We start from the raw sequence: 25,033 nt of genomic DNA, 5'->3' as shown, positions 1-25,033 counted from the left end.
AAAGGGGAGATAAAAGAAAATATATGTTTGGAAATTCTATTAGATCTAATTTTGTTAGGGGTGTATAAACATGCCAACAGGAGCTAGAATATTAATAGATTCTCTCAAAAGAGAAGGAGTAAAGGTAATCTTCGGAATACCAGGCTTATCAAACATGCAGATATATGACGCGTTTGTCGAGGACCTCCAAAACGGCGAATTAAGACACGTACTAATGAGACATGAACAAGCGGCAGCTCATGCAGCCGATGGGTATGCAAGAGCCTCAGGAATACCTGGTGTTTGTACAGCGACCTCAGGGCCCGGAGCTACAAATTTAGTAACTGGACTAATAACAGCGTATTGGGACTCATCTCCAGTAGTAGCAATAACAGGACAAGTACCCAGGGCTTCGATAGGTAAAATGGCATTCCAAGAAGCTGACGCAATGGGAGTATTTGAACATATAACGAAATACGTAGTTGAGGTCAAGAAATTAGAAGAAATACCGTTATGGGTTAAAAACGCATTTTATATAGCAACTACTGGAAGACCAGGGCCTGTTGTAGTAGATATCCCAAGAGATATATTCTATGAGAAAATGGATGAAGTTAAATGGCCAGAGAAGCCTATGGTAAGAGGATATAAAGAACTACCAACAATAATAGATAGGCAAAAACTAAAGAGAGCTGCTGAGATTTTAATCAACGCTGAAAGACCTATAATTCTGGTAGGAACTGGTGTAGTATGGTCTAACGCCACACAAGAAGTTTTAGAGCTGGCTGAGTTACTACACATACCCATAATATCTACATTCCCAGGTAAGTCTGCAATACCTCATGACCATCCTCTCTACTTCGGGCCTATGGGGTATTATGGTAGAGCAGAAGCATCAATGGCGGCACTAGAATCAGACGCAATGCTAGTAGTAGGGGCAAGGTTCAGCGATAGGACAATAACGTCTTACGACGAAATGATAGAGACGAGAAAGAAGTTCATTATGATAAATATTGATCCTTCCGACGGAGAGAGAGCGATAAGGGTAGATGTGAATTTAGTAGGTAACGCAAAAATCCTATTGAGAGAATTGACTAAGGCTATAATCGAATTAGGCAAAAAGAACGACTATAGCCCATGGTTAAAAAGGCTCAAAGAGTATAAAGAATATTATGCACAGTTCTATTACCACGACGAGCCAAATAAGTTAAAACCGTGGAAAGTTCTAAAGACGATAAGGAACACGATACCGAGAGATGCTATAGTGACTACCGGTGTAGGACAGCACCAAATGTGGGCTGAAGTTTTCTGGGAAGTGCTAGAACCTAGGACGTTCTTATCGTCAACCGGTATGGGAACCATGGGCTTTGGGTTACCGGCAGCAATGGGCGCAAAGTTAGCCAAACCCGATAAAGTCGTAGTAGACCTAGATGGAGATGGATCATTCCTTATGACTGGGACTAACCTAGCTACAGCAGTTGACGAACATATACCCGTAATCTCAGTGGTATTCGACAATAGGACATTAGGGCTAGTAAGGCAAGTCCAAGACCTATTCTTTAACCGTAGAGTAGTAGGTGTCGATTACGGGCCATCTCCAGACTTTATAAAGCTTGCGGAGGCATTCGGAGCCTTAGCCTTTAATGCAACTAGCTATGAAGAGATAGAAAAATCTATAAAGTCGGCTATTAAGGAGGACATTCCTGCAGTTATAAGAGTCCCGATAGATAAAGAGGAATTAGCTTTACCAACCTTACCTCCTGGAGGTAGGCTTAAACAGGTGATATTACGTGACCCAAGAAAAGGTAGTTAGAGTTATAGGTTATTATAGAGATCCAGGCTACCTTGAAAGAGTGGCAGGGGCGTTTAGGAAGCTGTTAATGGATATAAACTGGATCCAAGGTAGAAAAGTCTCAGATGATGGACTGTATGAGATATATATGGGTATTCCCTATACCAGTAACTTTGAAATAGCTATACAAAACTTGAGCAAGACGGTAGATGTAGAAAAAGTTGAGGTCTTAGATGACGCGACCGTATCTACATATATCATAAAGAGAGATGGTACTGTAATTAGAGGAGAACCGTTTGAGGCAAAAGAATATGACATAGTAATTTTTAAACCATCATTCTCAAAAGTAACTACACTAAGTTGGGGGATCGTAAGTGGCAAAACTGTATACTGATAAAGACGCAAGTCTAGACCCAATAAAAGACAAGACAATAGCAGTCCTAGGATACGGGAGCCAAGGTCACGCATGGGCTCAGAACTTAAGGGACTCTGGACTAAAAGTGGTAGTAGGGCTAGAGAGAGAAGGTAAATCCTGGGAACAAGCTAAAAAAGACGGATTTAGTCCTATGCATACAGAAGATGCAGTAAAGAATTCCGATATAATAATTTTCCTGATACCTGATATGGTACAGAGGACTGTATACCTAGAAAGAGTTAAGCCTAATTTAAGGTCTGGAAATGACCTGGTCTTCGCCCATGGTTTTAACATCCATTATAGGTTAATAGAACCACCAAAAGACGTCGATGTTTACATGATAGCACCAAAAGGACCAGGACCCATAGTTAGAGAATATTTTGTTAAAGGCGGAGGAGTCCCTGCTTTAGTAGCCGTACATCAAAACTATTCTGGAAAGGCACTGGAAAAAGCGTTAGCCATAGCTAAAGCACTAGGTGCGACTAGGGCTGGAGTAATCGAAACTACATTTAAAGAGGAGACCGAGACTGATTTATTCGGAGAGCAAGTTGACCTAGTAGGGGGCATAACCCAATTAATGAGGTCAGCGTTTCAGGTACTAGTCGAAGCCGGTTATCAACCAGAAATAGCTTATTACGAGACTATCAATGAAATGAAGATGATCGTAGACCTAATTTATGAAAAGGGATTCAGCGGAATGTTTAAAGCCGTGTCAGACACGGCAAAGTATGGAGGACTAACCTCAGGAAAATATGTTATCGATGAAAGTGTAAAGAAAAGAATGAAAGAAGTCCTAGAGAAAATAAAAAGCGGGGAGTTTGCGAACCAATGGGTAGAAGAATATGGAAAAGGTGTACCAACATTAAAGCAGGGCGTACAAGAGTTAGAAAATAGTTTAGAAGAGAAAGTAGGTAGAGAAGTAAGGGAGATCTCTCTAAGAGGAAAACCTAAATCTTAAAATTTTTATTATATACCTTGTGGCGTCAAATAAAAGTAGAGGTACTTCTTTAGAACGTTATATTGTTTCAAGGCTTAGGGATAAAGGTTTTGCTGTAATTCGAGCACCTGCAAGTGGTGCTAAAAGAAAAGACCATGTCCCGGATATTATAGCAATGAAATCAGGGATTATAATACTTATTGAAATGAAGAGTAGAAAAAACGGGAGTAAAATATACATTGAAAAAGAGCAAGCTGAAGGTATTAAAGAATTTGCCCGAAGGAGTGGTGGGGAACTATTTTTAGGTGCTAAAATAGAAAAAGAATTACGCTTTGTTAAATTCGATAATTTAAGAAAAACAGACGCTGGAAATTATGTAGTAGACCTAGATATACTAGCTTCAGGAATGGTATTTGACGACCTAGTACGATACGTAGATGCAAAATTAAGCAAAACATTAGATTTCTTTATGTGAAACTATTCTGGGAACCTAATCCTTGTCCTTATACCATATTTCTTTTCATATTTTTTTAATTTAGTAACGACGCGTTTATTAAATAGACCTATCCCCTCTTTAGGGATAGTTATAACGTATTCTCCGTTTTCATAAGTTACTGACGCTGAGGGGATAATATTACTGATTAAGTTCTCTAGCCTCCTCTGAATACTGTTACCGGCTCTAGCAGATATGCTGGCTACTGGTACTATCATTGTTTGTTCACCAAAGACATAAATTTCGTACTCAACCTTATCAGAAATAAGGTCTTTAACCTCTACCACTGGTCTGGCTAAATCGGCCTCTTTCAGACCGGTAGGTACTTTAACTGTCATGTCGAGGCTGTAAACCTTAGCTACATTTCCTGAATGTATGAAAACTATTGTATCTAATATATTAGGGATAGTCCCTATGTCCACCCTATTAATAAAACGATGAATAGCATCTATAGGAGAAGTAGCATGGACAACGCCTATCATTCCTATTCCAGCTAGTCTTAAATCGATGTACAACTTGAAGTCCTCATCATTTCTCATCTCGTCATATACAGTATAGTCAGGCCTGCTTAGTAGAAGGATATCGTGCAATTCTCCTACTTCAGCATAATTCTTAGAGTACTGGGTAATTTCAGGAGGTAAATGCATATCTCTTGGAGACTCAATAGTCTTAACCACCTTATTCATCCTCATGTAAAATTCAGCTAGAGCTTGTGCAAATGTAGTCTTCCCCATACCAGGTGAGCCTGCTATAATTATCCCCTCTGCTCTATCTCTCAATCTGGATAACAGCTTATCGTTTAAGTTATAGTCTTCTAATCTTTTTCTTGCTACTGGCCTTGTTATAGTGACTTCCCAACCGTCGCTGAGTGGAGGCCTTATTATTACTATTCTGTAGTTGCCCAACTGAATGATGGTAGAACCCTTTCTCTCTATCTCTATGAAAGAGTCCTTAACGTAGTCAACTGCGGATAAAATCTCATTTACAATCTTCTTGATATCATGCCCGCTTAGGGGGGTCTGAGCTAATTCTACGAACTGCCAATTTCCAGGTTTACCTTTTTTTGCTTTTGGAGTAGTGCCTTCTTTCAAGTGAACACTCATTGTACTTTCATCAAACAATGTATCTATAGTCAACGCAGTTATTTCAGGAGTTAATAAGATAACGTCAACTCCTAAACTTTCGGCTAACCTCTGTTGAATAGAGTCAGCGGTAACTAGTGTGCATCCCCTTCTTATACAATAGTCACGTAATGCTTCATTTACAGAAAAATACCTAGGTTCATCTCCTACAATTTCAAAACTCACGAGTAGCTCTTCACTTAAATCCCTTAACCTTGAGACCTCTTCTAGGGCTATTTCAGCAGTTACAAGACCCTCCCGGGCTTCTTTTTCTAACTCATTTAACAGTGTTTTGTGTACTAAAATATTACCGTAAAGCTTGTGCTCCAAGATATATTTTGATAGACCGTGGACTAAAGCTGACTTATCAGGTAATAGGTCTTTCGGTGGCAATGTAAAAATACCCTATTTGAAATTAGTCAGTGGAAAAATAATAAATTATCTCTTGACGTGCTTAAGGAAATACTCATGCACAATCGACGTATCTGATAACTCAGGATGGAAAGTAGTAGCTAACATGTTTTTCTCCTCAGCCATAACTATAATACCCTGAAGAGTAATCAGTGGCCTAGAATCTCCCCAAGCCTTAACTATAGCAGGCGCCCTGATGAACACAGCCTTCCCTTTTTCTCCGCCTATTGCAGAGAAATCAAGAGTAGCTTCGAAGCTTTCCCTTTGTCTGCCATAATAGTTCCTGATAACTTGAATATCCATTTCTCCTATCAGTGGTTGAGACTTCTTTAAGACCTTTGCATCTGCTACATCCTTAGCTAACATAATTGCTCCTGCACAAGTCCCGAGGACGGGGAGTCCTTCGCTAATCTTAGCTTTTAAATCGCTTAATACACCCAGCTTTTGGGCTACAATACCTATTGTGGTGCTCTCCCCTCCTGGTATAATTATCCCGTCCAGCTCTTTTAGGTCACTGCTTTTTTTAACTGGTTTAATCTCTCCTTGGAAATTAAGTCTACTCATTGCCCTCTTTAGCTGTAGCGCGTGTTCCTCAAAACTACCTTGATACGCAAGCACACCGATTTTCATGTTCAACTACCTCTTACTTGTAGCAGTTCTTCTGGTTTAAGCGTTTTAATGTCAATACCCATCATACTTTTACTCTCGCTAATCATTTTCTGAGCTTCAAGGACTATTTCTGGGTCTTCCCAATTTGCAGTAGCTAGGACTACTGCCTTAGCTCTTTGATCTGGATCTGAACTTTTGAAAATTCCTGACCCTACGAATACACCATCTGCACCTAACCACATCATCAATGCGGCGTCAGCAGGTGTCGCTATTCCGCCAGCAGCAAAGTTTACTACCGGTAGTCTCTTTAGCTTCACGGTAAGTTCAACCAATTGATACGGAACTTGTAATTCTCTAGATTTCTTTAATCTATCTTCCTCACTCATTGAAAGTAATTGAGCGATTTCACTATTAATTAACTTTATATGCTTAACTGCTTCGCTAACATTTCCGGTACCAGCTTCTCCCTTAGTCCTAATCATAGAAGCTCCTTCGTTTATCCTCCTTAATGCTTCTCCTAAGCTCCTAGCACCGTTTACAAATGGTACCTTAAATTGCCACTTGTTTATATGGTGCTCTTCATCAGCTGGAGTTAATACCTCACTTTCATCAATCATATCTACGCCTAATGCTTCTAGCACTCGAGCCTCATAATAATGACCTATCCTAACCTTAGCCATCACGGGTATAGTAATCGAAGTCATAACTTCCTCAATTATTTTAGGGTCAGCCATCCTAGCTACACCGCCACTTTTCCTGACATCATAAGGTAATTTGTCTAAGACCATAACTGCGGTGGCACCTGCGTCCTCAGCGATCTGTGCCTGAGTAACGTTAGTGACATCCATCACAACTCCGCCTTTCTGGAATATAGGAAAGGCATGTTTTACCATTGAAGTACCTTGTAATATGTCCCCCTTTTCAAGTGTAGGTGATACTTGTAGCAAATTATCATCTTTTAGTATATCTTTAATTTCAGCTAGTTTGTAGAAAAAACTTTCAATTTCATAAAAGCTAAGTTCATAAAGTCTCATAAAAAGACATGCAGAGGATTAATTTAAAAAACTTTGTTATAAGCAAATTTGGGAGATCAATAAAGTTTAGCTTTCTGTTTTCTTTCATTTTCGGGTCTGATTTTGATAATACCCAGATATACTGCACAGTTGACACAGTAGCACTTTGTTACTGGGTATCTACTGATAATAGCCCCTTTTTTCTCCAGTTCGGCTGCTAACGCAGGGTCTACCGGACTATAAGGTTTAGTCACACAAATAGCTTTATCCTCAGGGACTCTTGCACCGCATTGATCACAAGATATGTACCCTACATGTCCTTTATCGCCTTTTCTTCTTCCTCTGTTCTCTCTTTTCTTAGGCAAAAATTAACACCCTTATTTTAACCATCTCTTCCCTTTTAATAAGTTTTTGCTAACCTTAGAGTATCTTTTGCTGGTTTTTTACAAACTACACATACTTTATTAGAAACATCCTTAGGAGAGTCATAAGGAGAACCCAAAACTCTACTATTAGTCAATTCCTCAAGTTTTAGTCCACAATTATTATCTCCACACCATGGTACCTCTACTACTCCCGACCTATTTTCAAGCATGGCTTTAGCTTGTTCAACGTCTTCTACAAGTTTAATCTTAGCCTGCATAAATTCACGCGCGTTATCTCTTAGATCCTCAGCTACTTGTGATAATAAGTCTAGAATTTTAGGAACTAGCTCAGTCCTCTGAATTGCTGCTCCTTGAAAGGTGTCTCGTCTTTTTACAAATACTGTATTATTATTAACCTCTCTCTGGCCTATTTCTATCCTCAAAGGTACTCCTTTTAACTCCCATATATAGTATTTTTCACCAGGGGTTCTATCGGGATCTTTATCTACTATGTTTGATATAGAGTTCTTGTTCAACTCAGCAGAAATATTATCACAATAGTCCATGATCTTTTTATTAGTTTCTTCGTCCTTTGCAGGTATAGGTATTATAACAACTTTAATTGGTGCTATTTTAGGGTTTAAGACGGGGCCGTGATCATCACCGTTTAAGGCAATTAATGCAGCTATTACTCTGTCAGATATCCCATAACTAGTTTGATGTGGATAATCTAACGACCCGTCTTTCTTTTGGATTTTGAAATCAAATACTTTGCTAAAATGCTGGCCTAAATGGTGTACTGTCCCTATCTGCAGGACTCTTGAATCAGGCATTATAGTATCAAAAGCTATAGTATAGATAGCACCGGCGAACTTATCCCAATCTGGCCTTTTTGAGATTATATAAGGTATACCGAGTTCATCAAAGAACTTCTTATAAATATCAATTGCTTCTTTAACTTGCCTCTCCGCATCATCATAACTCTCGTGGACAGTATGTGCTTCTTTAAACGTAGTTAGTTCTCTAAGCCTTATCATTGGTCTTGTAGCCTTAGTCTCGTATCTAAATACACTTACAATTTGATAATATTTTTTAGGTAATTGCTTGTAACTACTTATCCATAAGGATTCCATAAAAGTTATGGAAGTCTCACTAGTTGGCCTTAAAGCTAGCATAACATCTAAATTCTCTGAACCACCTCTTGTTACCCAATAGACCTCTCCTTCAAATCCCCTGATATGTTCTGACTCCTTTCGTAACAAATCTTCAGGGATCAATAGAGGGAAAAGGACCTCTTCATGACCTGTAGAGTCTAGTAAATTTCTGATTATTTCAGTAACTGCTCTTCTTATTTTAAAACCGTAAGGTAACCATATACCTACCCCTTTTACTGGATATCTACCATAGTCATAAAACTCACCTTCCCTTAGAACCCAATCGAACCATTCGGAAAAGTTCTTTTCCCATTTTTCTCTTGTTATTTTCATTGCAAGAGGAAAGAAAACGAAGAGCTAAAAAAGCATTTTTATCTTTTTAAACCTCTTTACACCTTTGCGAATAACATTAATATTGCAAACAATATACCGTATACGGCTATTCCTTCACCTATAGCCACGAAAATCAGAATTGTTCCGAACATATCCCTTCTTTCTGTCAGCACACCAATACCTGCAGCTGCAGCCATCCCTACAGCTACTCCTGCACCCACAGCAGCTAAGCCTATAGCAAGACCTGCACCTATATTAATTCCTGCTAGTTCAGTCCCTAAACCAGTCTGAGCAGACGATAAAGTAGCTACTAAGATCGGTATTAGTAGAGATGCGAGCAAAATTTTCCTCATAGTAGAACACTCCGTTAAACTATTTTTCCACTTCCTTTAAAATGTTTCTTTTAATGTTTTCAAAGTCTTCTGTCCTCTGTTTAACAATTTTTTCAAACTCTGCGTTAAGTTGTGCTAATATTTCTTTTTTCTTTTCATCAAGCTTAATCTTTAACATGTTAATATATTGTTCAGCCATTTTCAACCCTCCTTTTTTGAAGAACTTTCCTGATTATTTTTAATCTGATAAACTCCTCCCTTGTCCTATCATCTAATACACTTTTAATATATTTAGCTGAGGAATTATAGTATGGGAGAATAGAAGTATCAATTGCATTAATAAGTCTCTGAGTCTTTCTTAGTTCTAGTGTAAGAGACCTTATCGCAGACTCCATCTCTACTAACAGCAATATCTTCTTAAAAGCTTCAGCTATTTCTTCTCTGGATTTAGTTATCAACGGAGAGATCTCTATGTTTCCGAAAGGTTGCTTCTGGATAGATTCATCATTCAATTCTACTATCGGGATCCTAACTCCGAAAAGTAACTTAGTGCTACTCTTTACCTCTAAATTAGGGGGTATTGAATTGGCAAATTGTTCTACAGTACCAATACCCTCCGCAGATACACCTTTTAAATACGTCGAATACACATCAGATAATACTTTATTCACTTCACCGTACGTTTTTTCATACTCGTCCGCATACTGCCTTAGATAAAGTAATAAGACTTCACGTTTATTCTCTAAAAGCCTCTTTATAGTCCTAGTTAGCTTAATTTGCCTCTTGAGATTTATTAAGTTAATTTTAGTTGGTAAAATCTTCCTTGAACTCATTTCTTACCCCTATAGTTAGGGTGGTATTTCTTAATGTATTCTTGTTTAACTAAGCTTAGTTCTGACTCTGGTAGGACAGATAGTACTTCCCAACCTATATCTAGGGTTTGTTCTACGCTTCTGTTCTCGTTGAAGCCTTGATTTATGAATTTCCTTTCGAATTGCTCACCAAACAGTAGATACTTCCTGTCTACCTCCGAGAGGCTATCCTCACCGATAATTGCTGCTAACCCCCTTACCTCTTGGGCTCTAGCATAGGCAGCGAAAAGCTGATTAGACAAATCTTTATGATCATCTCTCGTTTTACCTTCACCGATCCCGTCTCTCATTAGCCTTGATAGGCTCATCAAAACGTTTATAGGCGGATATATCCCCTTATTATGTAAAGAACGGTCTAACGTTATCTGCCCTTCTGTTATATAACCTGTTAAGTCTGGTATCGGGTGGGTCATATCATCATTGGGCATGGTAAGAATAGGCATCTGAGTTATTGACCCTTTCTTGCCTACTACTTTACCCGCTCTCTCATATATGGTAGCTAAATCAGTGTACATATAGCCTGGGTAGCCGCCTCTTCCGGGTACTTCTTCTCTGGACGCACTCAGTTCCCTCAAAGCTTCACAATAGTTCGTCATATCTATGAGGATGGCTAAGACGTGCATATCTTTTTCGAATGCTAAATACTCAGCTAAAGTTAAGGCAGCTCTGGGAGTAAGTATCTTTAAAGACGGTGGCTCATTAGCGAGGCTAAAGAACATTGCAACCCTATTTATTGCACCAGTCTCTTCGAAGAACTTCCTGAAGAACAAGGCTTCATCATACCTAATTCCTATTGCACCGAATACTACTGCGAAATTGCTTTCTTCACCTCTCACTGTTGCCTGTTTAGCTATTTGGGCTGCAATCATATTTGCGGGCAAACCGCTTCCGCTGAAAATCGGGAGTTTTTGTCCCCTCAATAATGATATCAAACCGTCAATTGCTGAAATACCGGTCTGTATAAATTCCTCTGGATAATCCCTTACAGCTGGGTTAATTGGGTCACCGTTGATATCTCTTTTTTCACCAGAGATAACCGGGGGACCGTTATCTAGAGGTTCACCTAACGGGTTAAATATACGCCCTAACATTTCTTCAGAAATCTTGATCTCTAACCCTCTTCCTAGGAACTTAACTTTAGATCCAGTAGGGGATATACCTGTTGTGCCTTCAAACACTTGAACGAACGTAACTCCGAGCTGTGAATCAACTACTAATCCTCTCCTTTTCGTTCCGTCTGATAGCTCAATCTCTACGAGCTCGTTATATGACGCGTCATTAACTCCTTGAACAGCCACTAGAGGACCTTTTATCATGGATATGTTTGAATATTCTCTCACATTCAGGCTTTCCATTATCCAGACACCTCCTTTACTAATGAGTCAAATGCACCCTTTAATTTATTCTCTATCTCGTCTATCTTCGCTAGCTCATCATTTCTAATAGTGTACTTAATCCTTATTATCTCGGCCTCCAGAGATGAAACTTTCTCAAGGATCTTCTTAAGCGGGATACCCCTACTAACCAAGTCATTAGCTTGTGTGTAAAATGTGTATAAGACACGCATCATCTTATCTTGCTTTTGAGGAGATGCGAAAGCATCTATTTCATCGAATGCGTTTTGCTGTAAGAACCCTACCCTAATTAACTTAGCTGCTTCCATGACCAGCTTATCTTTCTCTGAAAGGGATTCGGGTCCTACTAACCTTACGATCTGTTTTAGTTCATCCTCCCTAAGGAGAACCTTGACTAGAGTATTCCTCATCTCAAACCAATTCGGATCTACATTCTTGTGCCACCAAGATGCTACCAGATCTACATAAGCGGAGAAACCTTGTATCCAATTTATTGCAGGGAAGTGCCTAGCTTGAGCCAACGATACATCCAAGGGCCAAAACACTCTTACAAACCTTAATGTATTGCTTGTAACTGGTTCTGTAAAATCTCCTCCAGGCGGGGATACAGCTGAAGCAGCAGTTACTGAACCTACCCTTTCAGGGTTACCTATAGTCCTTACCCTCCCTGCCCTCTCATAGTACTCTGCAAGTCTGGATGGTAAATAGCTTGGGAAGCCCTCTTCAGCGGGCATCTCTTCCATTCTTCCTCCTAAGTCCCTTAGCGCTTCAGCCCACCTTGTAGTAGAATCAGCTACTAATAACACGTCATAACCTTGGTCTCTAAAGTATTCAGCCATAGTTACGCCTACATAAATACTCGATTCCCTAGCAGCTACTGGCATATTGCTCGTATTCGCTACCAATATAGTCCTTTGGAGTAAAGGCTTACCGGTCCATGGGTCTTTTAACTTAGGGAACTGTCTTAATTCATCCGTCATTTCGTTCCCTCTTTCACCGCATCCAACGTATATCACAATTCTTGCGGCGGCCCATTTAGCTAAGCTTTGGAGTGTTACTGTTTTACCGCTACCAAATGGCCCCGGTATAGCAGCAGTCCCACCCTTAGCCATAGGGAATATAGTGTCGATTACCCTAATTCCGGTTAGTAAAGGCTCGTTAGGTTCTAATTTTTCCTTAAATGGCCTCGGGATCCTTACAGGCCATCTATGGTACATCTTTAACTCTTTAGTGTCACCACTAACATCAAGAGTCACTACCGCATCTTCAACCGTATAGTCTCCTTCAGGTACTACCTCTTTTACTGCACCATGTACATTAGGCGGAACCAATACCCTATGCTCAATTAGATCAGTCTCTTTGACAACTCCTATTATGTCTCCGCCTGAAACCTTATCGCCTTTCTTGATGGTCGGAACAAAGTGCCACTTTTTAGCCTTGTCAATGGCTGATATTTTTACACCTCTTTTTACAAAAGGCGATTTGGTCACGCTAGCTATGTAATCCAATGGCCTTTGGAGACCGTCGAATATCCTTCCGATTAAACCAGGGCCAAGTTCAACTGATAACGGAGCACCTGTCCTATATACTTTGTCGCCGGGTTTGATCCCGTCAGTGGTTTCATAGACTTGTATGAATGCCCTATCACCCTCTATTCTAGTAATTTCACCTACAAGCCTAGGTTCTCCGACTTCTACGACCTCGTACATTTGGGCTGTTCTCATACCATCGGCTACTACTAAAGGACCGTTAACTCGGACAACACGACCTTCTCCTGCCATCTTACTCACCAAAGAGAATTTGTGCTATATCATCCCTTAGATCATCGAAGATCTGATTTAAAATTGTTTCAAGTGTAAAATCTCTCATTAAACTTTGATCAGGATAGAAAATTTTAAGCCCAGCCTTTATACTATTATCCTCTTCTATCTTTGCGTTAATTTTCTTAGAAGAAATTATGCTCTTTACAGTGGGCATATCCCCTCTTGAACAATATATTACGCAACCGTTTCTCGCTTCTCGTGATATTATCAATTCAAGCCCCTTTTTGTACTCAGGGTTTGAAATTATAGAAGGTATTTGCTCTGAAACCTTTCTATATACTTCTGAAATCCAGTAATCTTTTTCCTTACTTATAATCCTCTTGTTATCAACATCAAGCTTAGCCCGTTCACCTCTAAGTCTTTCCTCATTTTTTCTTATATACTCTGTTATTTTCTGAGAATATTCTAAAAAGACTGAGCTATATTTCTCGTCTACAATTGATGTGGCTTCAACGAGTGCTTTCTTTAACTCTTCCTCATTTTTCTTTTTCACTTCTTCTAAGGATGAATTTAACAACTCTTCAAATTTCATCTGTTCTCACCCAAATCCTAGAGCTCTAAGTATTAAGCCTTTTACATCAAGAGGTTGACCTTGACTAAAAGGTGTTGGAATTACTGTAACTAGAGGTTTTTTCTGTTCAATGACCAAGGACTCTACTTTCTCTTTTACAGGGTTGTATAAGTCGTTAGCGACTAAAATCAGATCTATGTCCTCTCTTTTCTTTAATTTAATCAAAGTAGTTTCTAGGTTAAGTGGGTCATCTAATACAAGACCTTCGGTCCCGATTAACTTAAAAAGGCTGACTGTATACCTATCGCCTACAACTACTACTTTACCCATCCTGAACTATCATTTTAAAACGAGATTAAATATTTTTAAGACATACCTGATTTATCATATTGAATCACTGTGATTCTGCCCGAGACGATGGTCAGAGTTGAAATCCTGGCAAGGAAGGACAATGCTAATGATATAGTAACGAAACTATTAAAGATAGGTGCTTTTGAGGCTGAAGAACCGAGGACACCAATTTCACAGGAAAAAATAGAAGAAGCAAGGAGAAAATTAGGTGAAGTCAACGAGAACATCAACAAAATCAAGATAATAATGGAACTTGGGGGTATTGAGATAGAGCCAAGAGGGAAACTAAAAGTCTCGGACTGGTTAACGGTTTCGGATGAAGTTAACAAGGACTTCTCCAAGATAGAAGAAAAATACAAGGATTTATTAGAAGAAATAGGAAAGTTGAAAGCGGAATTAGAATCACTAAACCTCCAGGTCTTAGAACTAGAGCCATTTAAAGATATTGGAGTAAGCTTAGAGCTTCTATATTATACAGAGCATTTTGAAGTAGCATTAGCCATGATAAACAATGCACAAAAGAACGAAATTGAAAAAAATCCAAATGTTGCAATTGCATGTAACCAATTAGATGAAAATAAGAACGCATGTATTATAGCAAGCCCTAAAGGGACGGGGCTTGATATTAAGCTAAAAGAACTTGGAATAAGAAAACTTGAAACCCCTGACCTAATATCTCCCCAAGAGGCGTATGCTAACATTCAAGAAAAAATAAATTATCTACAATCTTTATTGGGAGAAAGGAGGAAAGAATTAATCAGCAAAATAGAACAAGATAGAGGATGGATAGCAGAGACATACGGTAGACTGTTAACAGTTAGAGACGCTATTACTATCTTATCTAAATCAAGAGTTTCGGAATTTTATATCCAAATAGAAGGTTACTTGCGTGAAAAGAAACTAAAAAGGTTGCTTGAAGAACTAGATAAGGTCGCGTTTGTCGTCTATGAGTATCCTAAAAGGTACGCTGAACAAGAGGAACCTCCTACATACGTTAATTTACCTAAATCCATTAGACCATTAGAATCGGTCGTAGAACTTTACGGTGTACCATCTTACTGGGAAATTTCACCCACTATCTTTTTAATCATAACGTTTCCCTTACTGTTCGGGCTAATGTTTCCAGATTTTGGAAACGCTCTAGTTATATTTCTATTTTCTATATGGTTCTATAACTACGGCAAAAAAAAGGGTAGTAATAACATTAGGCAATTATCACTGGTATTAATATACGGAAGCATTATAGCCATGATTACCGGGCTCTTAGCAAGAGAATTTTTCGGACCACTAGCTGTTGGTGGACTCAGGGAACTATTAGATAATCCTTCTTATCCTCCAGGGCCTTTATACAGTATATGGCCTGTTCCAGAATCCGTATACCAACAAATAAAGTATATATTACCTACTGGTGGTGCTGAACAAGGCATAGTAAACTCGATCATATTATCTTTACTTCTAGGTTCAGTACTGCTTTTCGTGAGTTCCGTGTTAGGTGTAGTTAACGCTATTAAAAAGAAAGACAGTGAATATCTAATACTAGATAGACTGCCTATACTACTTATATATACTGTACCCTTTATAGTATTTACATATGGTCTTACTGATCTTCCTAATTATATAGGGCAAGTAGAGTCTTTACTAGGCGGTTTTGGGTATTTCTTATTCCATACCGGTACTCCAGCTCCGGGTAGTACACAAACACTTGCAGACATATTAGTGATTTGGGTAGAGCTAGCCTTAATATACAATTGGGCAGGAAAAGTAGTCATATTACGCAGGCATGAAAAAATGAGTGCTGTAGGTGCCATAGTGTTCGGATTCATAGAAGGCGGATTCGAAGCCGGAATTTTACTATTATCAAATACGATATCGTTTATACGAGTATTAGTGTTCGCAGTAGCCCACTATTATATCCTTTATGCCTTTTCTTATATGGGATATCTAGCAGCTGGATATCCGTCTACAGTGATAGGACTTTTAACAAACCCCATTGCCATCATAATTATTATAATAGGGAATTTGCTGGCTATAGCACTAGAAGGTCTAATAGTATTCATACAAGATATGAGGCTTCACTTCTACGAAATGTTCAGTAAATTCTATGAAGGAAGAGGAAGAAAGTTTGAACCCCAAGTAGCTTATATAGAAATCTTATCTTAATAATTCAGGTCTATTTTTTTCTACTTTTTTCCTTATCTCTTCCAATTTTTTCTGGATTTCTTGGTGAAGTTTGACTTCATCTTCTATCGGAAGGTCTAGTTTCTTAAATAGAGGTTCTACTTTTCCTATTTTATGCCCTGGCTTAAGCTTTAACTCTCCTGCTTCATCCCATTTCTCTGATTCTATTTCACTCAACCCGAGCTGGGAGTAAAGCCTTGACGCATGATAGGGCATTAGAGGGTATAACATTACCGCGATAGTCCTCAGTGAATTTGAAGCTATAAATAGTACGTTGGCAGCTTGTTCTTTATCAGCCTTAATTAAATTCCATGGCGCCCTTGTGTTAAGGTATGAATTGCCATCCCTTGCAAGTTTAAGTAGTTCCTCTGTTCCAGCTTTTAATTTACCTAGCTCAATTAGGTCTCCCATCCTTTTTGGAGCAGTATTGATTTCTTGGATATAATTATTATCATCCTTAGTATACGACCCCTCATTAGGCGTAGGTATGGTACCCTCAAAGTACCTATTCACCATGGAAAGGACTCTGTTAGCATAATTCCCTATGTCGTCATTTATTTCTGTATTTACTATCCTAATTGCTTCTCTCCATGTAAAATTAGTATCTCTTTCCTCAGGTCTCAATCTAATCAGGACAAATCTCCAATATTCTATGTCCATAAGCTCTTTAGCTTCATCTATCCATATGCCGATTTTCCTGCTCTTACTAAATTTTTGGCCTTCGTAAAGTAAGTACTCGGTAGACGCTATAACAGTAGGTAACACGTAGCCTTCCCCAGATGCCATGAGCATAGCGGGCAGAATAACGGCGTGGAAAGGTATATTGTCCTTTCCTATAAAGTAATAACTTTTTACGTTATTCCCAAACCAGAACTCCTTCCATTTGTCTTTTTCTTCGCCGTTTGCGAAGTATTCTATTGTTGCAGAAATATACCCCAATAGTGCTTCAAACCATACGTAAATAGTCTTGTTTTCCGCACCTTCGAAAGGTGCCGGTATACCCCATGAGTTATCCCTTGTTATACTCCTAGGTTTTAGACCTTCCTTAACCCAACTTAAGGCAACGGATTTAACGTTTTCAGGCATATAACGTGAAGAGGAAATCCAGTTCTCGATCTTATCGTTAAACTCAGTTAAATCAAAAAACCAGTGTTTAGTTTTCTTAATAACTGGAGTACTACCGCATAAAGCACACTTGGGGTTTATGAGCATTTTAGGAGTAAGCAATCTACCGCAATTATCACATTGATCTCCTCTAGCGTCCTCAAAACCACAGTAGGGACAAGTACCCTTTATAAACCTGTCAGGTAAAAATAACTTGTCATGTTCGCAGTAAGGTATTTCGTCCTCCTCTACTTTGATATATTTATCTAAGCGTAATAGGAAATTCCTCACGAAATCTTTATGCACTTGAGACTCTGTCCTAGTGTAATTATCAAAAGTAATTTCCCACGTTTCAAGGAAAAGCTTCTTATCATATTCATGTGCTTGGTCTGTTAGAGTTTTTGGGTTGACTCCCCTTTTTTTGGCTTCTATTTCTATTGGAGTCCCATGTTCATCGCTTCCGCTAACAAAAATTACGTTCTCCTTTCCGTACTTTAGTCTCGCGTATCTAGCGAACACATCAGCTGACAAGATTGAACCTATGAGGTTTCCAAGGTGAGGGACTGAGTTTACATAAGGCCACGCTGAGGCTACAAATATTTTCATATTCTCACATCTAGTTCACGCGTGGAATATAAGCTTATAAAATTTCTTTATTACATTAGGATCGAATTGGCTCTTATTGATTACTCAAAATATCCTTTCTTAAAGAGCTTAGAAGACGAGCTAAGTAAATATGGTAGCTCAGTTACTATTAAGGACCTATTATCTACAAGCAAGGAAAAGCTTATGGAAGCAAGAACAAGGATAGAGAATGTAATCCGAGACAAACAAAATCTCCCTTACTCTAAACTTCATGGTGATACTGTTTTAGTATTCTATCTATCTATCCTGATCTTGTCTGCCCTAGGGAGTAAGATTATTACGGAAAAGTTTATCGAAAGTGAGGTAAATCTATTTAAGCAGGAGTTAAAATTTGAACAGCCCTCTGTGGTAATAGAAATAGGTAAGATATTAGGGATTAATATTAATAATGAGGAAGGATTAGAATTACGTGAGATACAAAACGGCAAAAAAATAAAGATAATCAGGCTTCCTTATTCTATCCCTTTTTTAGACTATTTAAAATATACGATAGAATTAAGGAAAAAAGACGATAGATATAGTCTGCGTAAACATATACTTTCTAAAGGAAATGTTTACATAGATAAGGAAGAGCTAATAGACTTAGTTGTTGAAAGGATAAAAGATAGAATGAGTAGTATAGTAAAGCAAACCCAACTAACTGACTTACCAGATGAGATCAAGAAAATGGCAGATAATATAAGAGGTAGAAAGACACCCCCGTGCATGTTAGAACTTATGAAGAAAAAAGATAATCTCTCTGATGAAGAGAAAAAGATAATCATAACTTACCTTATTGACATAGGGTCAGAGGTAGAGGGATTTACTGACGAGTATAAAAAGCTTAGAAATAACAAGTACATAGTGTATTCGTGTCAGAAATTAAAAGAGAAAGGGCTATGTGTAAATGAGTGTGGAGTAATTAATCCTTTACAGCTATATTACGGTAAACTTCTATAAATATAATAAAACCTCTGGATTACCGTTATTGCTGATAATAAGCAGAATATTATGAGGAATATAAAGGCGATTTTAAAGGAAAAGAAACCTAAGAAAAGCGTAACTATAATGAATATTATTCTCTCTCCCCTTTCTATTATTCCCCTACCTTCAATTTTAGTTAGACCTAACGATTCACCTTTAGCCCTTAGATAGGGTATTACTAATGACAAACCTATTAGCAGACTTACTATCAAGGGTGAAAAACCGAGGACTAAAAGACCTAAAAGGTAATTTATGTCCTCAATTCTATCTAAACTACTATCTATAAAACTGCCTTTAACTCCAGCAGTTCTAGTTAACCTTGCTACTTCCCCGTCTAATGCGTCCATAAAGGCCGAAAACGAAATTAACAGGATTCCGAGCAGAGGATTTTTATAAATAAAAATAACTAATAAGTATAAAAACGACAAGAAGAGTCCCGCAATAGTTATAGTATTGGCGGTCACTCCGGACTTTACAAAAAGCTTTGCTATTGGCTGAAGTAACTTCTTTGACTGTCTTCTTATCCTCGTTATCACGAACCAACACCGTTATTAACTACTTGCCGTACTTTTAATGGGACTATGAAGGCTAAAAAACTGATCTTGGTAACATCTGAATCTCACCCATCCCACAAGGCGTTTGTAAAAGTTACTGAGGATTTGAGCACACAGTTAAATCTTGAAAAAGAGATAAAAATAGAGGACTATACTTTCCTTACGGATTATGGAGAGAAAGACGAATTCGGTATGCCATTCCTACCTCAATTATTTGTTCAGACTGACGACGGAAAAATCGTACCGGTACTGACACAAATGCCATTTAACCAGAAGTTCCAGCCAGATCCTGAAAAAGGAAAGGAGGAAGCAATTAACAAAATTAAAAATATTACCTGAATAGTTTAAGTATAAGTGAGAGTCGTGAGTTACGTTCCACATGTACCATACGTACCAACGCCAGAGAAAGTAGTAAAAAGAATGCTAGAAATAGCTGGAGCAGGACCTGAAGATATAGTATACGACCTAGGATGTGGAGATGGGAGGATAATTGTTACCGCAGCTAAGGACTTTCACGTGAAAAAAGCCGTAGGAGTAGAGATAAATGATGAGAGAATAAAAGAAGCCATAGAAAATATAAAGAGAAATGGGGTAGAAGGAATAGCCCATGTTGTTAAGGGGAATTTCTTTGAAGTAGACATATCAGAAGCCACGGTAGTTACTATGTTTTTACTGACAAATGTTAATGAAATGCTAATGCCAAAGCTTCAGAAAGAACTTAAGCCTGGTACTAGAATAGTATCCCATGAATTCGAAATGAGGGGATGGAAACCTAAAGAGGTTGTAAAAGTAGAGGACGGAAATATGACACACCTTGTGTACTTATATGTTATTGGTGAAACTTGATGAAAGTGCTTGTGTTAAGGAGCGAGGACGGAAATATAACGAAAAAAGAACTTGTCGAAGGAGAATTCGATAAGGTGTTGCGTGATATAGCGTCAAATGCCTTAAAGGAATGGAATGAAAACTCTTCAGACTTTACTATAATGAGGGATATGTACGAAGTTAAAATACCGCTTCCTCTAAAGCCTAATGTATATGAAATTATAAAGAATTATCTTAAATCTAGGACTAAAACCGAAGCCGTAGCAGAAATACCAGTTTATATAATAAGTTTCGATAATAGATGGATGGATTCTGATTATAGAGATATGAAAGTATATGTTGTATCTCCTTACATAGATGAGAACATTGAGAAAGAGCTTACAGATTACGCTGTCCAAGCCACCTCTCAGAAACCTCTAGATTTAGAAGAAGAAGAGGAAGAAGAATAAAAATTTTTAACTATATAAAAAATTATTTTTGCTTAGAGAAAAATGAGTCAATAGTTATAGTTGAGACTATTTCATCCCAACTTATATTGAACGCCCTTAAGATCTGTTCAAACGTACTCCTTAGGGCTTCTACATACTTATCAGTATCTATCTCACTTAATTTAGATAACTGAACTGGCTTTACCCCATCCTTATTTTTTACCTTCACAAAGAGAATAACATCTCTGGGAAGGACTGTAACGCCATAAGCTCTTAATTGTAAAGCGGCTTTAACGTGTTGTGGAGTATTTTTCTTGTAAGCATCGAGAGGTTTAGACAGCATGATTCTAAAGGCTAACTCATCTAAGTTATACCCTCTATTCTTTAGTTTGTTATAAATGTCCTTTATTTTATTCTCTAATTCAACCTTTATCTTAGAGATATCGTCAGGCGAATTCATTGAAGCAATTAATGCCTTAACCTCATTAAACTCCTTCTTAATGAATTCTGGTGTATTGCGCTTCTTAGCTAACATTCCTTTAATATCGGTTTTTCCATCGGGATAAACCCCTAGATAGTTCTTCTTTAGCCCAGAGAAAGCTACAAATTTATAAACTTTATCTACCTCTAAATCTAGACCGAATTTTTCCTTTACAAATTTTATTATTTCCTCTAGTTTTTCTTTAGAAGGATTATGAATGAATAACGAGTCTGTATCTCCATATAATACTTGTAACCCCAGAGACCTTGTAGTCTGCGAAGTAGTGGTTATAACATACCTTCCTATTGCCGTTACACTCTCTGCTACCGCCGGCGCATAAAGCGGGAAAGTCTCGGCACCAAACACCCCGTAGGTGGCATTTATAAACACTTTCATAGCCCTTTGAACCACATCATAAAGTGACCTTTGTTCCTCCGAAATACCTTTTTGCTTAGCTTTTTTCTTATATATTTTGACTCTAAAATCTCTAAGTAATCCCGTAATCACAGCAGTTATACCAGGTCTATCCGTACAGACAAAATGGAGCTTTTGTCCTTGCTCGTCGACTATCCATTCTTTCTTCTTACATTCCATGTTGTCAACAGTCTCGTAACTGATATTCCAATTCCTGATTATAGATGGATACAGTGACGCAAAATCTAATACTACTACGTTAAAGTATACCCCTGCGGGAGGATCAATTACTACAGCACCTTTATACCTCTTTCCCTTTATTACAGCAGCTGTTTTAATCTCATTAGACCTTGCAAGTATATCTTCCTTTAGCGGTATTAGCCAATTTAGCTGCCTATGTTCCCAATAGTATAAATTCTTAACCCATGTAGATACTTCTGTCCTTGTTAATTCCTCTAGTCCTAGCTTAGAAATTCTTGCCAATAAAATAATTAATTTCCATACTAGGTTATTACTATAAGTTGTAAGTTTTAGAGTAATTTCGGCGTCTCTAAAATTATACTCTACCAATTTACTTAAGTCTAGGAAACTTATAAACGTATCAAGCTTAACCTTTGACATGCCCAATAGAGCATTGGCCACAGCATCAAGATTATACTCACTATATTTTCCTTCAAAAGCATAATTCCGCACAGCTTTATTAAAGAAGAACTTATACAAATCAATATGAATTCCAGGTAGGAACTTTCCCTCGTCATTAACGATGTCAAAAGGTATTTCTTCTTCCTTAAAGTTCAGCCTTAATGCCCTAAAGTAAATATACGGTATATCGAAATCATCTCCGTTAAACGTAAGAATAAGCGGGTAGTCTGAAACTATGTCAAAGAACCGCGCCAAGAGTTCACGTTCCGTTTGAAAAGTCTCTACACTAATATCTTTAGACGGTATCTCAGTACTTACATCATGCCTCATTAAAACAAGGACTTTCTTGAGCCCATCACTACCAGCAAGACCTATGCTAATAATAGGGTACTCAGCTCTCTCTGGAGAAGGTACCCTCCCTTTAGATGGTGTATAAACTTCTATGTCTATGCCCACTCTCTTTACATCCGGTACTTCACTCTCAAAGATCGGTATCCATTCCTCTACAGTTCTCTTTGTCATTTCATCTGAATCTGCAAATGCCTTCTTTATTTCCTCGACTTCCTCGCCCTTGAGATCAGGCTTTACTGGCTCCAGTTTTCCTTTCTTAACGGCATAAGGTAGACCTGGAATCAGACCTAAATCATATACATAATTATTGAAATACTTAATATGAGCTTCAAATGCTTTAGGTACCGAACTCCTCATTCTCCTTACTGCAAGCGGATCTTTAGTCACAACTTTAGTGAGCTTAATGTATTTCCCCGTATACGGGTCTATTTTTTGAACTAACTCTAGGTGATCAAAGGAGGGATCCCTAACGATCTTAGTTATTCTGCTCACTTTATCTGGCTCAATATCGGTTAAGAAATATGGCTTGTGATTCGTATTATCGTATAATACATAAATCTTACCGGTGCTCTTATCGTAAAGCTTACAAACAGCCTTTCCTTTTTTACCATCGTAGTCAACTTGCAGTAAAAAATACGTTTTTCCCTCTTCCACCTCATTTATCCACGTAGCCCTTTTCTTTACTATCTCCTTTTTCGAAGGAGTATCTACTTGCTGGTTATCTTGCTTTTGTTCTTGTCTAGTATTCTTCTCTTCTTCTTTTCTCTTGCTAGTAGTTGCAAAATCAAAAAGTGTAACTTGTTTAGCCATATACAAATTTATAATTATGTGAAATACGTTATAAGTTTGGAGGACCCGTAGCTCAGCCAGGATAGAGCGCCGGCCTTCGGTCTAATGAGGAAAGCCGGTGGTCCCGGGTTCAAGTCCCGGCGGGTCCGCTACACCTTTTCAAGGTTTCACGAAGTTTAACAAAAACGCTTCAGTCTCTTTAGCAACGTTTTCCCAACTGGAATGCATATCTAAAAATTGACGCACTTTTTCATCTTCATGCTCACTTTCATACTCATCATCATTCATCCTTATAACCTCGTTAGCAGTTTTAGATAGGCTATATGTATCGTACTCCTTTACGACTTTAACCGGCTTTAGACCTCCGTAAACAAACCTAACTGCTGGTATATCGTATGCCGCTACCGTAGTACCTAATGCTAAAGCATCTAAGACGACCAATGAAAATCCGTCTTGATGAGAAGGATAAATTAGGACTTTTGCATTAGCAACAATTTTATACAGGTCTTCAATCAAGACGTATCCTTTATATTCTATTTTTTTGTTGTCAAGAAACTTTCTATCTCTTTCATTATAAAGTCTCCCACAAACTACTATTTTAGTCTCAAGCTTATCAGCTATTTTAGGGAGTTCATATAGACCTTTTTGAGGGACTAATCTCGCAAAATACACCGCATAATTTTCCTTGTTCCTTGTTTTTCTATACTTAGCTACTTTTTCTTTATCAAAAGCATTACCGGGCTTATAGACCTTGGTTATAATATTATATTTCCTCGAAATCTTATCCAGACCAGAATAGAAAAAAGAGGAAGGAGATACACCTGCGATACCTCTTAAGACCCCGTCCTTAATAGATCTTAAGAACGCCTCCTTATCAAACTTATAAAAGAAATACATCATACTGTCATAAACCCAACCTTTAATCCCATAAAAGTGTCTATATCCTCTTCCAAACGAGTTCCTGAAAGGTTCATCATGAAGTAGCTTTACCAGAGGTTTACCAGCTTTCTTAGCTACGTGATAGGACAACCGTAATGTTACAGAATCTTCATGCATATCATATACTATGTCGAATTTAGGCAATTCGTCTAATATTTTTCTATCCAATCCAAGATTATTCCAATTTAAATAAACTAAATGAGAAGAGATAAAATAACTAAAAGTCCTGATTTGAGTTTTACTCACTTTCTCTAGGTTAGAGTAGACTAAAGGGTGTATTTGGACACCTTTTAATTCCTCTAAGACTTTTCTTCTTGAAGGGTCAATTAAAAAATATGGAGTATAAAGGGTAACTGAGTGGCCTAGTTTAACCAGATGCTCAGTTACATTTTTTATGTGAGTATAAACTCCAGACGTGTTAAAAATGTTTGCAATAACAAAAATATTCATACTAAAAAATTTTTAACTTGATTGGCCTTTTAATCCTTCTACCCTCTTTATTATTTCATCTACCATCTCTTTAGCTTCTCCAGGGTCTATGATAGCCGCCGCAGCTGCTGCAACTTGAAGGTTACAAGCTTCTCCTAGCGATTTCTTAGAGGGAACATATACATACGGAATCTTTTTTTCCTCACAAAGTAGAGGCAAGTGAGCTACTATTTCTTCTGGTTGAACATCTTCAGCTATAACAACTAGTTTTGCTTGGCCCCTTTCTATTGCTTTAGTAGTCTCATTAGTACCTTTCTTAACTTTTCCGGTTTCCCTAGCTTTTTTAACAGCTTCCAATACCTTCTCTGCCAAATCTTGCGGAACTTCGAATTTTACATAAGTTGGTTTTGACATGCGTTCATCCTCCT

General features: G+C 38.1%; 26 protein-coding genes and 1 tRNA gene. 10 read left to right on the top strand and 17 right to left on the bottom strand.

Annotated features, from left to right (window positions below):
• Window positions 1-70 precede the first annotated feature (70 nt).
• From KN1_RS13025 to hjc, 4 genes are read left to right on the top strand one after another with little or no spacing between them, the layout of a single operon-like run.
• Window positions 71-1,789 (top strand): acetolactate synthase large subunit, encoded by a 1,719-nt coding sequence (locus KN1_RS13025; RefSeq protein ID WP_221288059.1) that lies wholly within the window; start codon window positions 71-73, stop codon window positions 1,787-1,789.
• Entirely contained in the window at window positions 1,767-2,162 is a 396-nt protein-coding gene (locus KN1_RS13020) for an ACT domain-containing protein (RefSeq protein WP_221288058.1), read from the top strand. The genes KN1_RS13025 and KN1_RS13020 overlap by 23 nt, the downstream gene beginning before the upstream one ends.
• Window positions 2,143-3,141, top strand: a complete 999-nt coding sequence (ilvC, locus tag KN1_RS13015) for a ketol-acid reductoisomerase (protein ID WP_221288057.1) — start codon at window positions 2,143-2,145, stop codon at window positions 3,139-3,141. The genes KN1_RS13020 and ilvC overlap by 20 nt, the downstream gene beginning before the upstream one ends.
• 19 nt (window positions 3,142-3,160) lie before the next feature.
• Complete coding sequence (gene hjc / locus KN1_RS13010; RefSeq protein WP_221288056.1) at window positions 3,161-3,595, top strand: Holliday junction resolvase Hjc; 435 nt, start codon at window positions 3,161-3,163, stop codon at window positions 3,593-3,595.
• 2 nt (window positions 3,596-3,597) lie between these two features.
• Here hjc and KN1_RS13005 read toward each other — a convergent pair whose 3' ends face one another.
• Genes KN1_RS13005 through KN1_RS12950 form a run of 12 tightly spaced genes read right to left on the bottom strand, consistent with a single transcriptional unit; the run spans window position 3,598 to window position 13,842 of the window.
• The gene (locus KN1_RS13005; protein ID WP_221288055.1) at window positions 3,598-5,127 is read right to left on the bottom strand and encodes a holliday junction branch migration ATPase PINA; all 1,530 of its coding nucleotides are present in this window, start codon (window positions 5,125-5,127) and stop codon (window positions 3,598-3,600) included.
• A 45-nt stretch (window positions 5,128-5,172) separates the two neighbouring features.
• On the bottom strand, window positions 5,173-5,775 hold the full coding sequence (gene pdxT / locus KN1_RS13000; protein WP_221288054.1) for a pyridoxal 5'-phosphate synthase glutaminase subunit PdxT: 603 nt from the start codon (window positions 5,773-5,775) through the stop codon (window positions 5,173-5,175).
• A 2-nt stretch (window positions 5,776-5,777) separates the two neighbouring features.
• Window positions 5,778-6,788, bottom strand: a complete 1,011-nt coding sequence (gene pdxS, locus KN1_RS12995; protein ID WP_221288053.1) for a pyridoxal 5'-phosphate synthase lyase subunit PdxS — start codon at window positions 6,786-6,788, stop codon at window positions 5,778-5,780.
• A 56-nt stretch (window positions 6,789-6,844) separates the two neighbouring features.
• Complete coding sequence (locus KN1_RS12990) at window positions 6,845-7,132, bottom strand: 30S ribosomal protein S26e (protein ID WP_221288052.1); 288 nt, start codon at window positions 7,130-7,132, stop codon at window positions 6,845-6,847.
• Between the two features lie 35 nt (window positions 7,133-7,167).
• Complete coding sequence (gene proS / locus KN1_RS12985; protein WP_221288051.1) at window positions 7,168-8,619, bottom strand: proline--tRNA ligase; 1,452 nt, start codon at window positions 8,617-8,619, stop codon at window positions 7,168-7,170.
• Between the two features lie 56 nt (window positions 8,620-8,675).
• The gene (locus KN1_RS12980; protein WP_221288050.1) at window positions 8,676-8,972 is read right to left on the bottom strand and encodes an ATP synthase subunit c family protein; all 297 of its coding nucleotides are present in this window, start codon (window positions 8,970-8,972) and stop codon (window positions 8,676-8,678) included.
• Window positions 8,973-8,991: 19 nt separating this feature from the next.
• On the bottom strand, window positions 8,992-9,150 hold the full coding sequence (locus KN1_RS12975; protein WP_221288049.1) for an ATPase: 159 nt from the start codon (window positions 9,148-9,150) through the stop codon (window positions 8,992-8,994).
• Window positions 9,143-9,784, bottom strand: a complete 642-nt coding sequence (locus KN1_RS12970; RefSeq protein WP_221288048.1) for a V-type ATP synthase subunit D — start codon at window positions 9,782-9,784, stop codon at window positions 9,143-9,145. The genes KN1_RS12975 and KN1_RS12970 overlap by 8 nt, the downstream gene beginning before the upstream one ends.
• On the bottom strand, window positions 9,781-11,178 hold the full coding sequence (locus KN1_RS12965) for a V-type ATP synthase subunit B (protein WP_221288047.1): 1,398 nt from the start codon (window positions 11,176-11,178) through the stop codon (window positions 9,781-9,783). Before KN1_RS12965 ends, KN1_RS12970 begins: the two co-directional genes overlap by 4 nt.
• Window positions 11,178-12,959: an ATP synthase subunit A gene (locus KN1_RS12960; RefSeq protein ID WP_221288046.1), complete on the bottom strand. Its 1,782-nt coding sequence runs from the start codon at window positions 12,957-12,959 to the stop codon at window positions 11,178-11,180. Before KN1_RS12960 ends, KN1_RS12965 begins: the two co-directional genes overlap by 1 nt.
• A gap of 1 nt (window position 12,960) precedes the next feature.
• Window positions 12,961-13,533: a V-type ATP synthase subunit E gene (locus KN1_RS12955; protein WP_221288045.1), complete on the bottom strand. Its 573-nt coding sequence runs from the start codon at window positions 13,531-13,533 to the stop codon at window positions 12,961-12,963.
• Window positions 13,534-13,539: 6 nt separating this feature from the next.
• Window positions 13,540-13,842, bottom strand: a complete 303-nt coding sequence (locus tag KN1_RS12950; protein WP_221288044.1) for a V-type ATP synthase subunit F — start codon at window positions 13,840-13,842, stop codon at window positions 13,540-13,542.
• An 87-nt stretch (window positions 13,843-13,929) separates the two neighbouring features.
• Between KN1_RS12950 and KN1_RS12945 the strand changes: the two genes are divergently transcribed.
• Window positions 13,930-16,023 carry a V-type ATP synthase subunit I gene (locus tag KN1_RS12945; protein ID WP_225905703.1) on the top strand — a complete coding sequence of 698 codons (2,094 nt, stop codon included), beginning with the start codon at window positions 13,930-13,932 and terminating at the stop codon, window positions 16,021-16,023.
• Here the strand turns inward: KN1_RS12945 and metG are convergent.
• The gene (gene metG, locus KN1_RS12940) at window positions 16,015-17,751 is read right to left on the bottom strand and encodes a methionine--tRNA ligase (RefSeq protein ID WP_221288042.1); all 1,737 of its coding nucleotides are present in this window, start codon (window positions 17,749-17,751) and stop codon (window positions 16,015-16,017) included. The genes KN1_RS12945 and metG overlap by 9 nt on opposite strands.
• 66 nt (window positions 17,752-17,817) lie before the next feature.
• Between metG and KN1_RS12935 the strand changes: the two genes are divergently transcribed.
• On the top strand, window positions 17,818-18,729 hold the full coding sequence (locus KN1_RS12935; protein WP_221288041.1) for a DNA primase regulatory subunit PriL: 912 nt from the start codon (window positions 17,818-17,820) through the stop codon (window positions 18,727-18,729).
• Here KN1_RS12935 and pgsA read toward each other — a convergent pair.
• The gene (pgsA, locus tag KN1_RS12930) at window positions 18,711-19,289 is read right to left on the bottom strand and encodes an archaetidylinositol phosphate synthase (RefSeq protein ID WP_221288040.1); all 579 of its coding nucleotides are present in this window, start codon (window positions 19,287-19,289) and stop codon (window positions 18,711-18,713) included. The two genes, KN1_RS12935 and pgsA, sit on opposite strands and share 19 nt — an antisense overlap.
• 45 nt (window positions 19,290-19,334) lie before the next feature.
• Here pgsA and KN1_RS12925 point away from each other — a divergent pair, with 45 nt between their 5' ends.
• From KN1_RS12925 to KN1_RS12915, 3 genes are read left to right on the top strand one after another with little or no spacing between them, the layout of a single operon-like run.
• Entirely contained in the window at window positions 19,335-19,646 is a 312-nt protein-coding gene (locus tag KN1_RS12925; protein WP_221288039.1) for a hypothetical protein, read from the top strand.
• Window positions 19,647-19,670: 24 nt separating this feature from the next.
• Complete coding sequence (locus KN1_RS12920; protein ID WP_221288038.1) at window positions 19,671-20,153, top strand: protein-lysine N-methyltransferase; 483 nt, start codon at window positions 19,671-19,673, stop codon at window positions 20,151-20,153.
• Window positions 20,153-20,581: a DUF2286 domain-containing protein gene (locus KN1_RS12915; RefSeq protein ID WP_221288037.1), complete on the top strand. Its 429-nt coding sequence runs from the start codon at window positions 20,153-20,155 to the stop codon at window positions 20,579-20,581. Before KN1_RS12920 ends, KN1_RS12915 begins: the two co-directional genes overlap by 1 nt.
• Before the next feature lie 22 nt (window positions 20,582-20,603).
• Here the strand turns inward: KN1_RS12915 and KN1_RS12910 are convergent, their stop codons facing one another.
• Window positions 20,604-23,258, bottom strand: a complete 2,655-nt coding sequence (locus KN1_RS12910; protein ID WP_221288036.1) for a DNA-directed DNA polymerase I — start codon at window positions 23,256-23,258, stop codon at window positions 20,604-20,606.
• 41 nt (window positions 23,259-23,299) lie between these two features.
• On the opposite strand from KN1_RS12910, the gene KN1_RS12905 reads away from it, so the two are divergent.
• Window positions 23,300-23,386, top strand: a tRNA-Arg gene (locus tag KN1_RS12905).
• A 10-nt stretch (window positions 23,387-23,396) separates the two neighbouring features.
• Here KN1_RS12905 and KN1_RS12900 read toward each other — a convergent pair.
• Both KN1_RS12900 and rpl7ae read right to left on the bottom strand, forming a co-directional pair.
• Complete coding sequence (locus tag KN1_RS12900; RefSeq protein ID WP_221288035.1) at window positions 23,397-24,626, bottom strand: glycosyltransferase family 4 protein; 1,230 nt, start codon at window positions 24,624-24,626, stop codon at window positions 23,397-23,399.
• A gap of 12 nt (window positions 24,627-24,638) precedes the next feature.
• Entirely contained in the window at window positions 24,639-25,019 is a 381-nt protein-coding gene (gene rpl7ae, locus KN1_RS12895; RefSeq protein ID WP_221288034.1) for a 50S ribosomal protein L7Ae, read from the bottom strand.
• Between the last annotated feature and the right edge of the window lie 14 nt (window positions 25,020-25,033).

Source organism: Stygiolobus caldivivus (assembly GCF_019704315.1).
Classification (GTDB): Archaea; Thermoproteota; Thermoprotei_A; order Sulfolobales; family Sulfolobaceae; genus Stygiolobus; species Stygiolobus caldivivus.
Note: the sequence above shows the minus strand (reverse complement) of the source record. Positions and strands in the feature narration are given on the sequence as shown.

Coding starts and splice junctions, on each gene's coding strand:
- pdxT (WP_221288054.1), bottom strand. CDS start 5,775: ATGAAAATCGGTGTGCTTGCGTATCAAGGTAGTTTTGAGGAACACGCG.
- KN1_RS12925 (WP_221288039.1), top strand. CDS start 19,335: ATGAAGGCTAAAAAACTGATCTTGGTAACATCTGAATCTCACCCATCC.
- KN1_RS12960 (WP_221288046.1), bottom strand. CDS start 12,959: ATGGCAGGAGAAGGTCGTGTTGTCCGAGTTAACGGTCCTTTAGTAGTA.
- proS (WP_221288051.1), bottom strand. CDS start 8,619: ATGAAAATAACAAGAGAAAAATGGGAAAAGAACTTTTCCGAATGGTTC.
- pdxS (WP_221288053.1), bottom strand. CDS start 6,788: ATGAGACTTTATGAACTTAGCTTTTATGAAATTGAAAGTTTTTTCTAC.
- KN1_RS12945 (WP_225905703.1), top strand. CDS start 13,930: ATGGTCAGAGTTGAAATCCTGGCAAGGAAGGACAATGCTAATGATATA.
- KN1_RS12980 (WP_221288050.1), bottom strand. CDS start 8,972: ATGAGGAAAATTTTGCTCGCATCTCTACTAATACCGATCTTAGTAGCT.
- metG (WP_221288042.1), bottom strand. CDS start 17,751: ATGAAAATATTTGTAGCCTCAGCGTGGCCTTATGTAAACTCAGTCCCT.
- KN1_RS12975 (WP_221288049.1), bottom strand. CDS start 9,150: ATGGCTGAACAATATATTAACATGTTAAAGATTAAGCTTGATGAAAAG.
- KN1_RS12955 (WP_221288045.1), bottom strand. CDS start 13,533: ATGAAATTTGAAGAGTTGTTAAATTCATCCTTAGAAGAAGTGAAAAAG.
- KN1_RS12950 (WP_221288044.1), bottom strand. CDS start 13,842: ATGGGTAAAGTAGTAGTTGTAGGCGATAGGTATACAGTCAGCCTTTTT.
- rpl7ae (WP_221288034.1), bottom strand. CDS start 25,019: ATGTCAAAACCAACTTATGTAAAATTCGAAGTTCCGCAAGATTTGGCA.
- KN1_RS12910 (WP_221288036.1), bottom strand. CDS start 23,258: ATGGCTAAACAAGTTACACTTTTTGATTTTGCAACTACTAGCAAGAGA.
- KN1_RS12900 (WP_221288035.1), bottom strand. CDS start 24,626: ATGAATATTTTTGTTATTGCAAACATTTTTAACACGTCTGGAGTTTAT.
- KN1_RS12970 (WP_221288048.1), bottom strand. CDS start 9,784: ATGAGTTCAAGGAAGATTTTACCAACTAAAATTAACTTAATAAATCTC.
- KN1_RS12915 (WP_221288037.1), top strand. CDS start 20,153: ATGAAAGTGCTTGTGTTAAGGAGCGAGGACGGAAATATAACGAAAAAA.
- KN1_RS13025 (WP_221288059.1), top strand. CDS start 71: ATGCCAACAGGAGCTAGAATATTAATAGATTCTCTCAAAAGAGAAGGA.
- KN1_RS12965 (WP_221288047.1), bottom strand. CDS start 11,178: ATGGAAAGCCTGAATGTGAGAGAATATTCAAACATATCCATGATAAAA.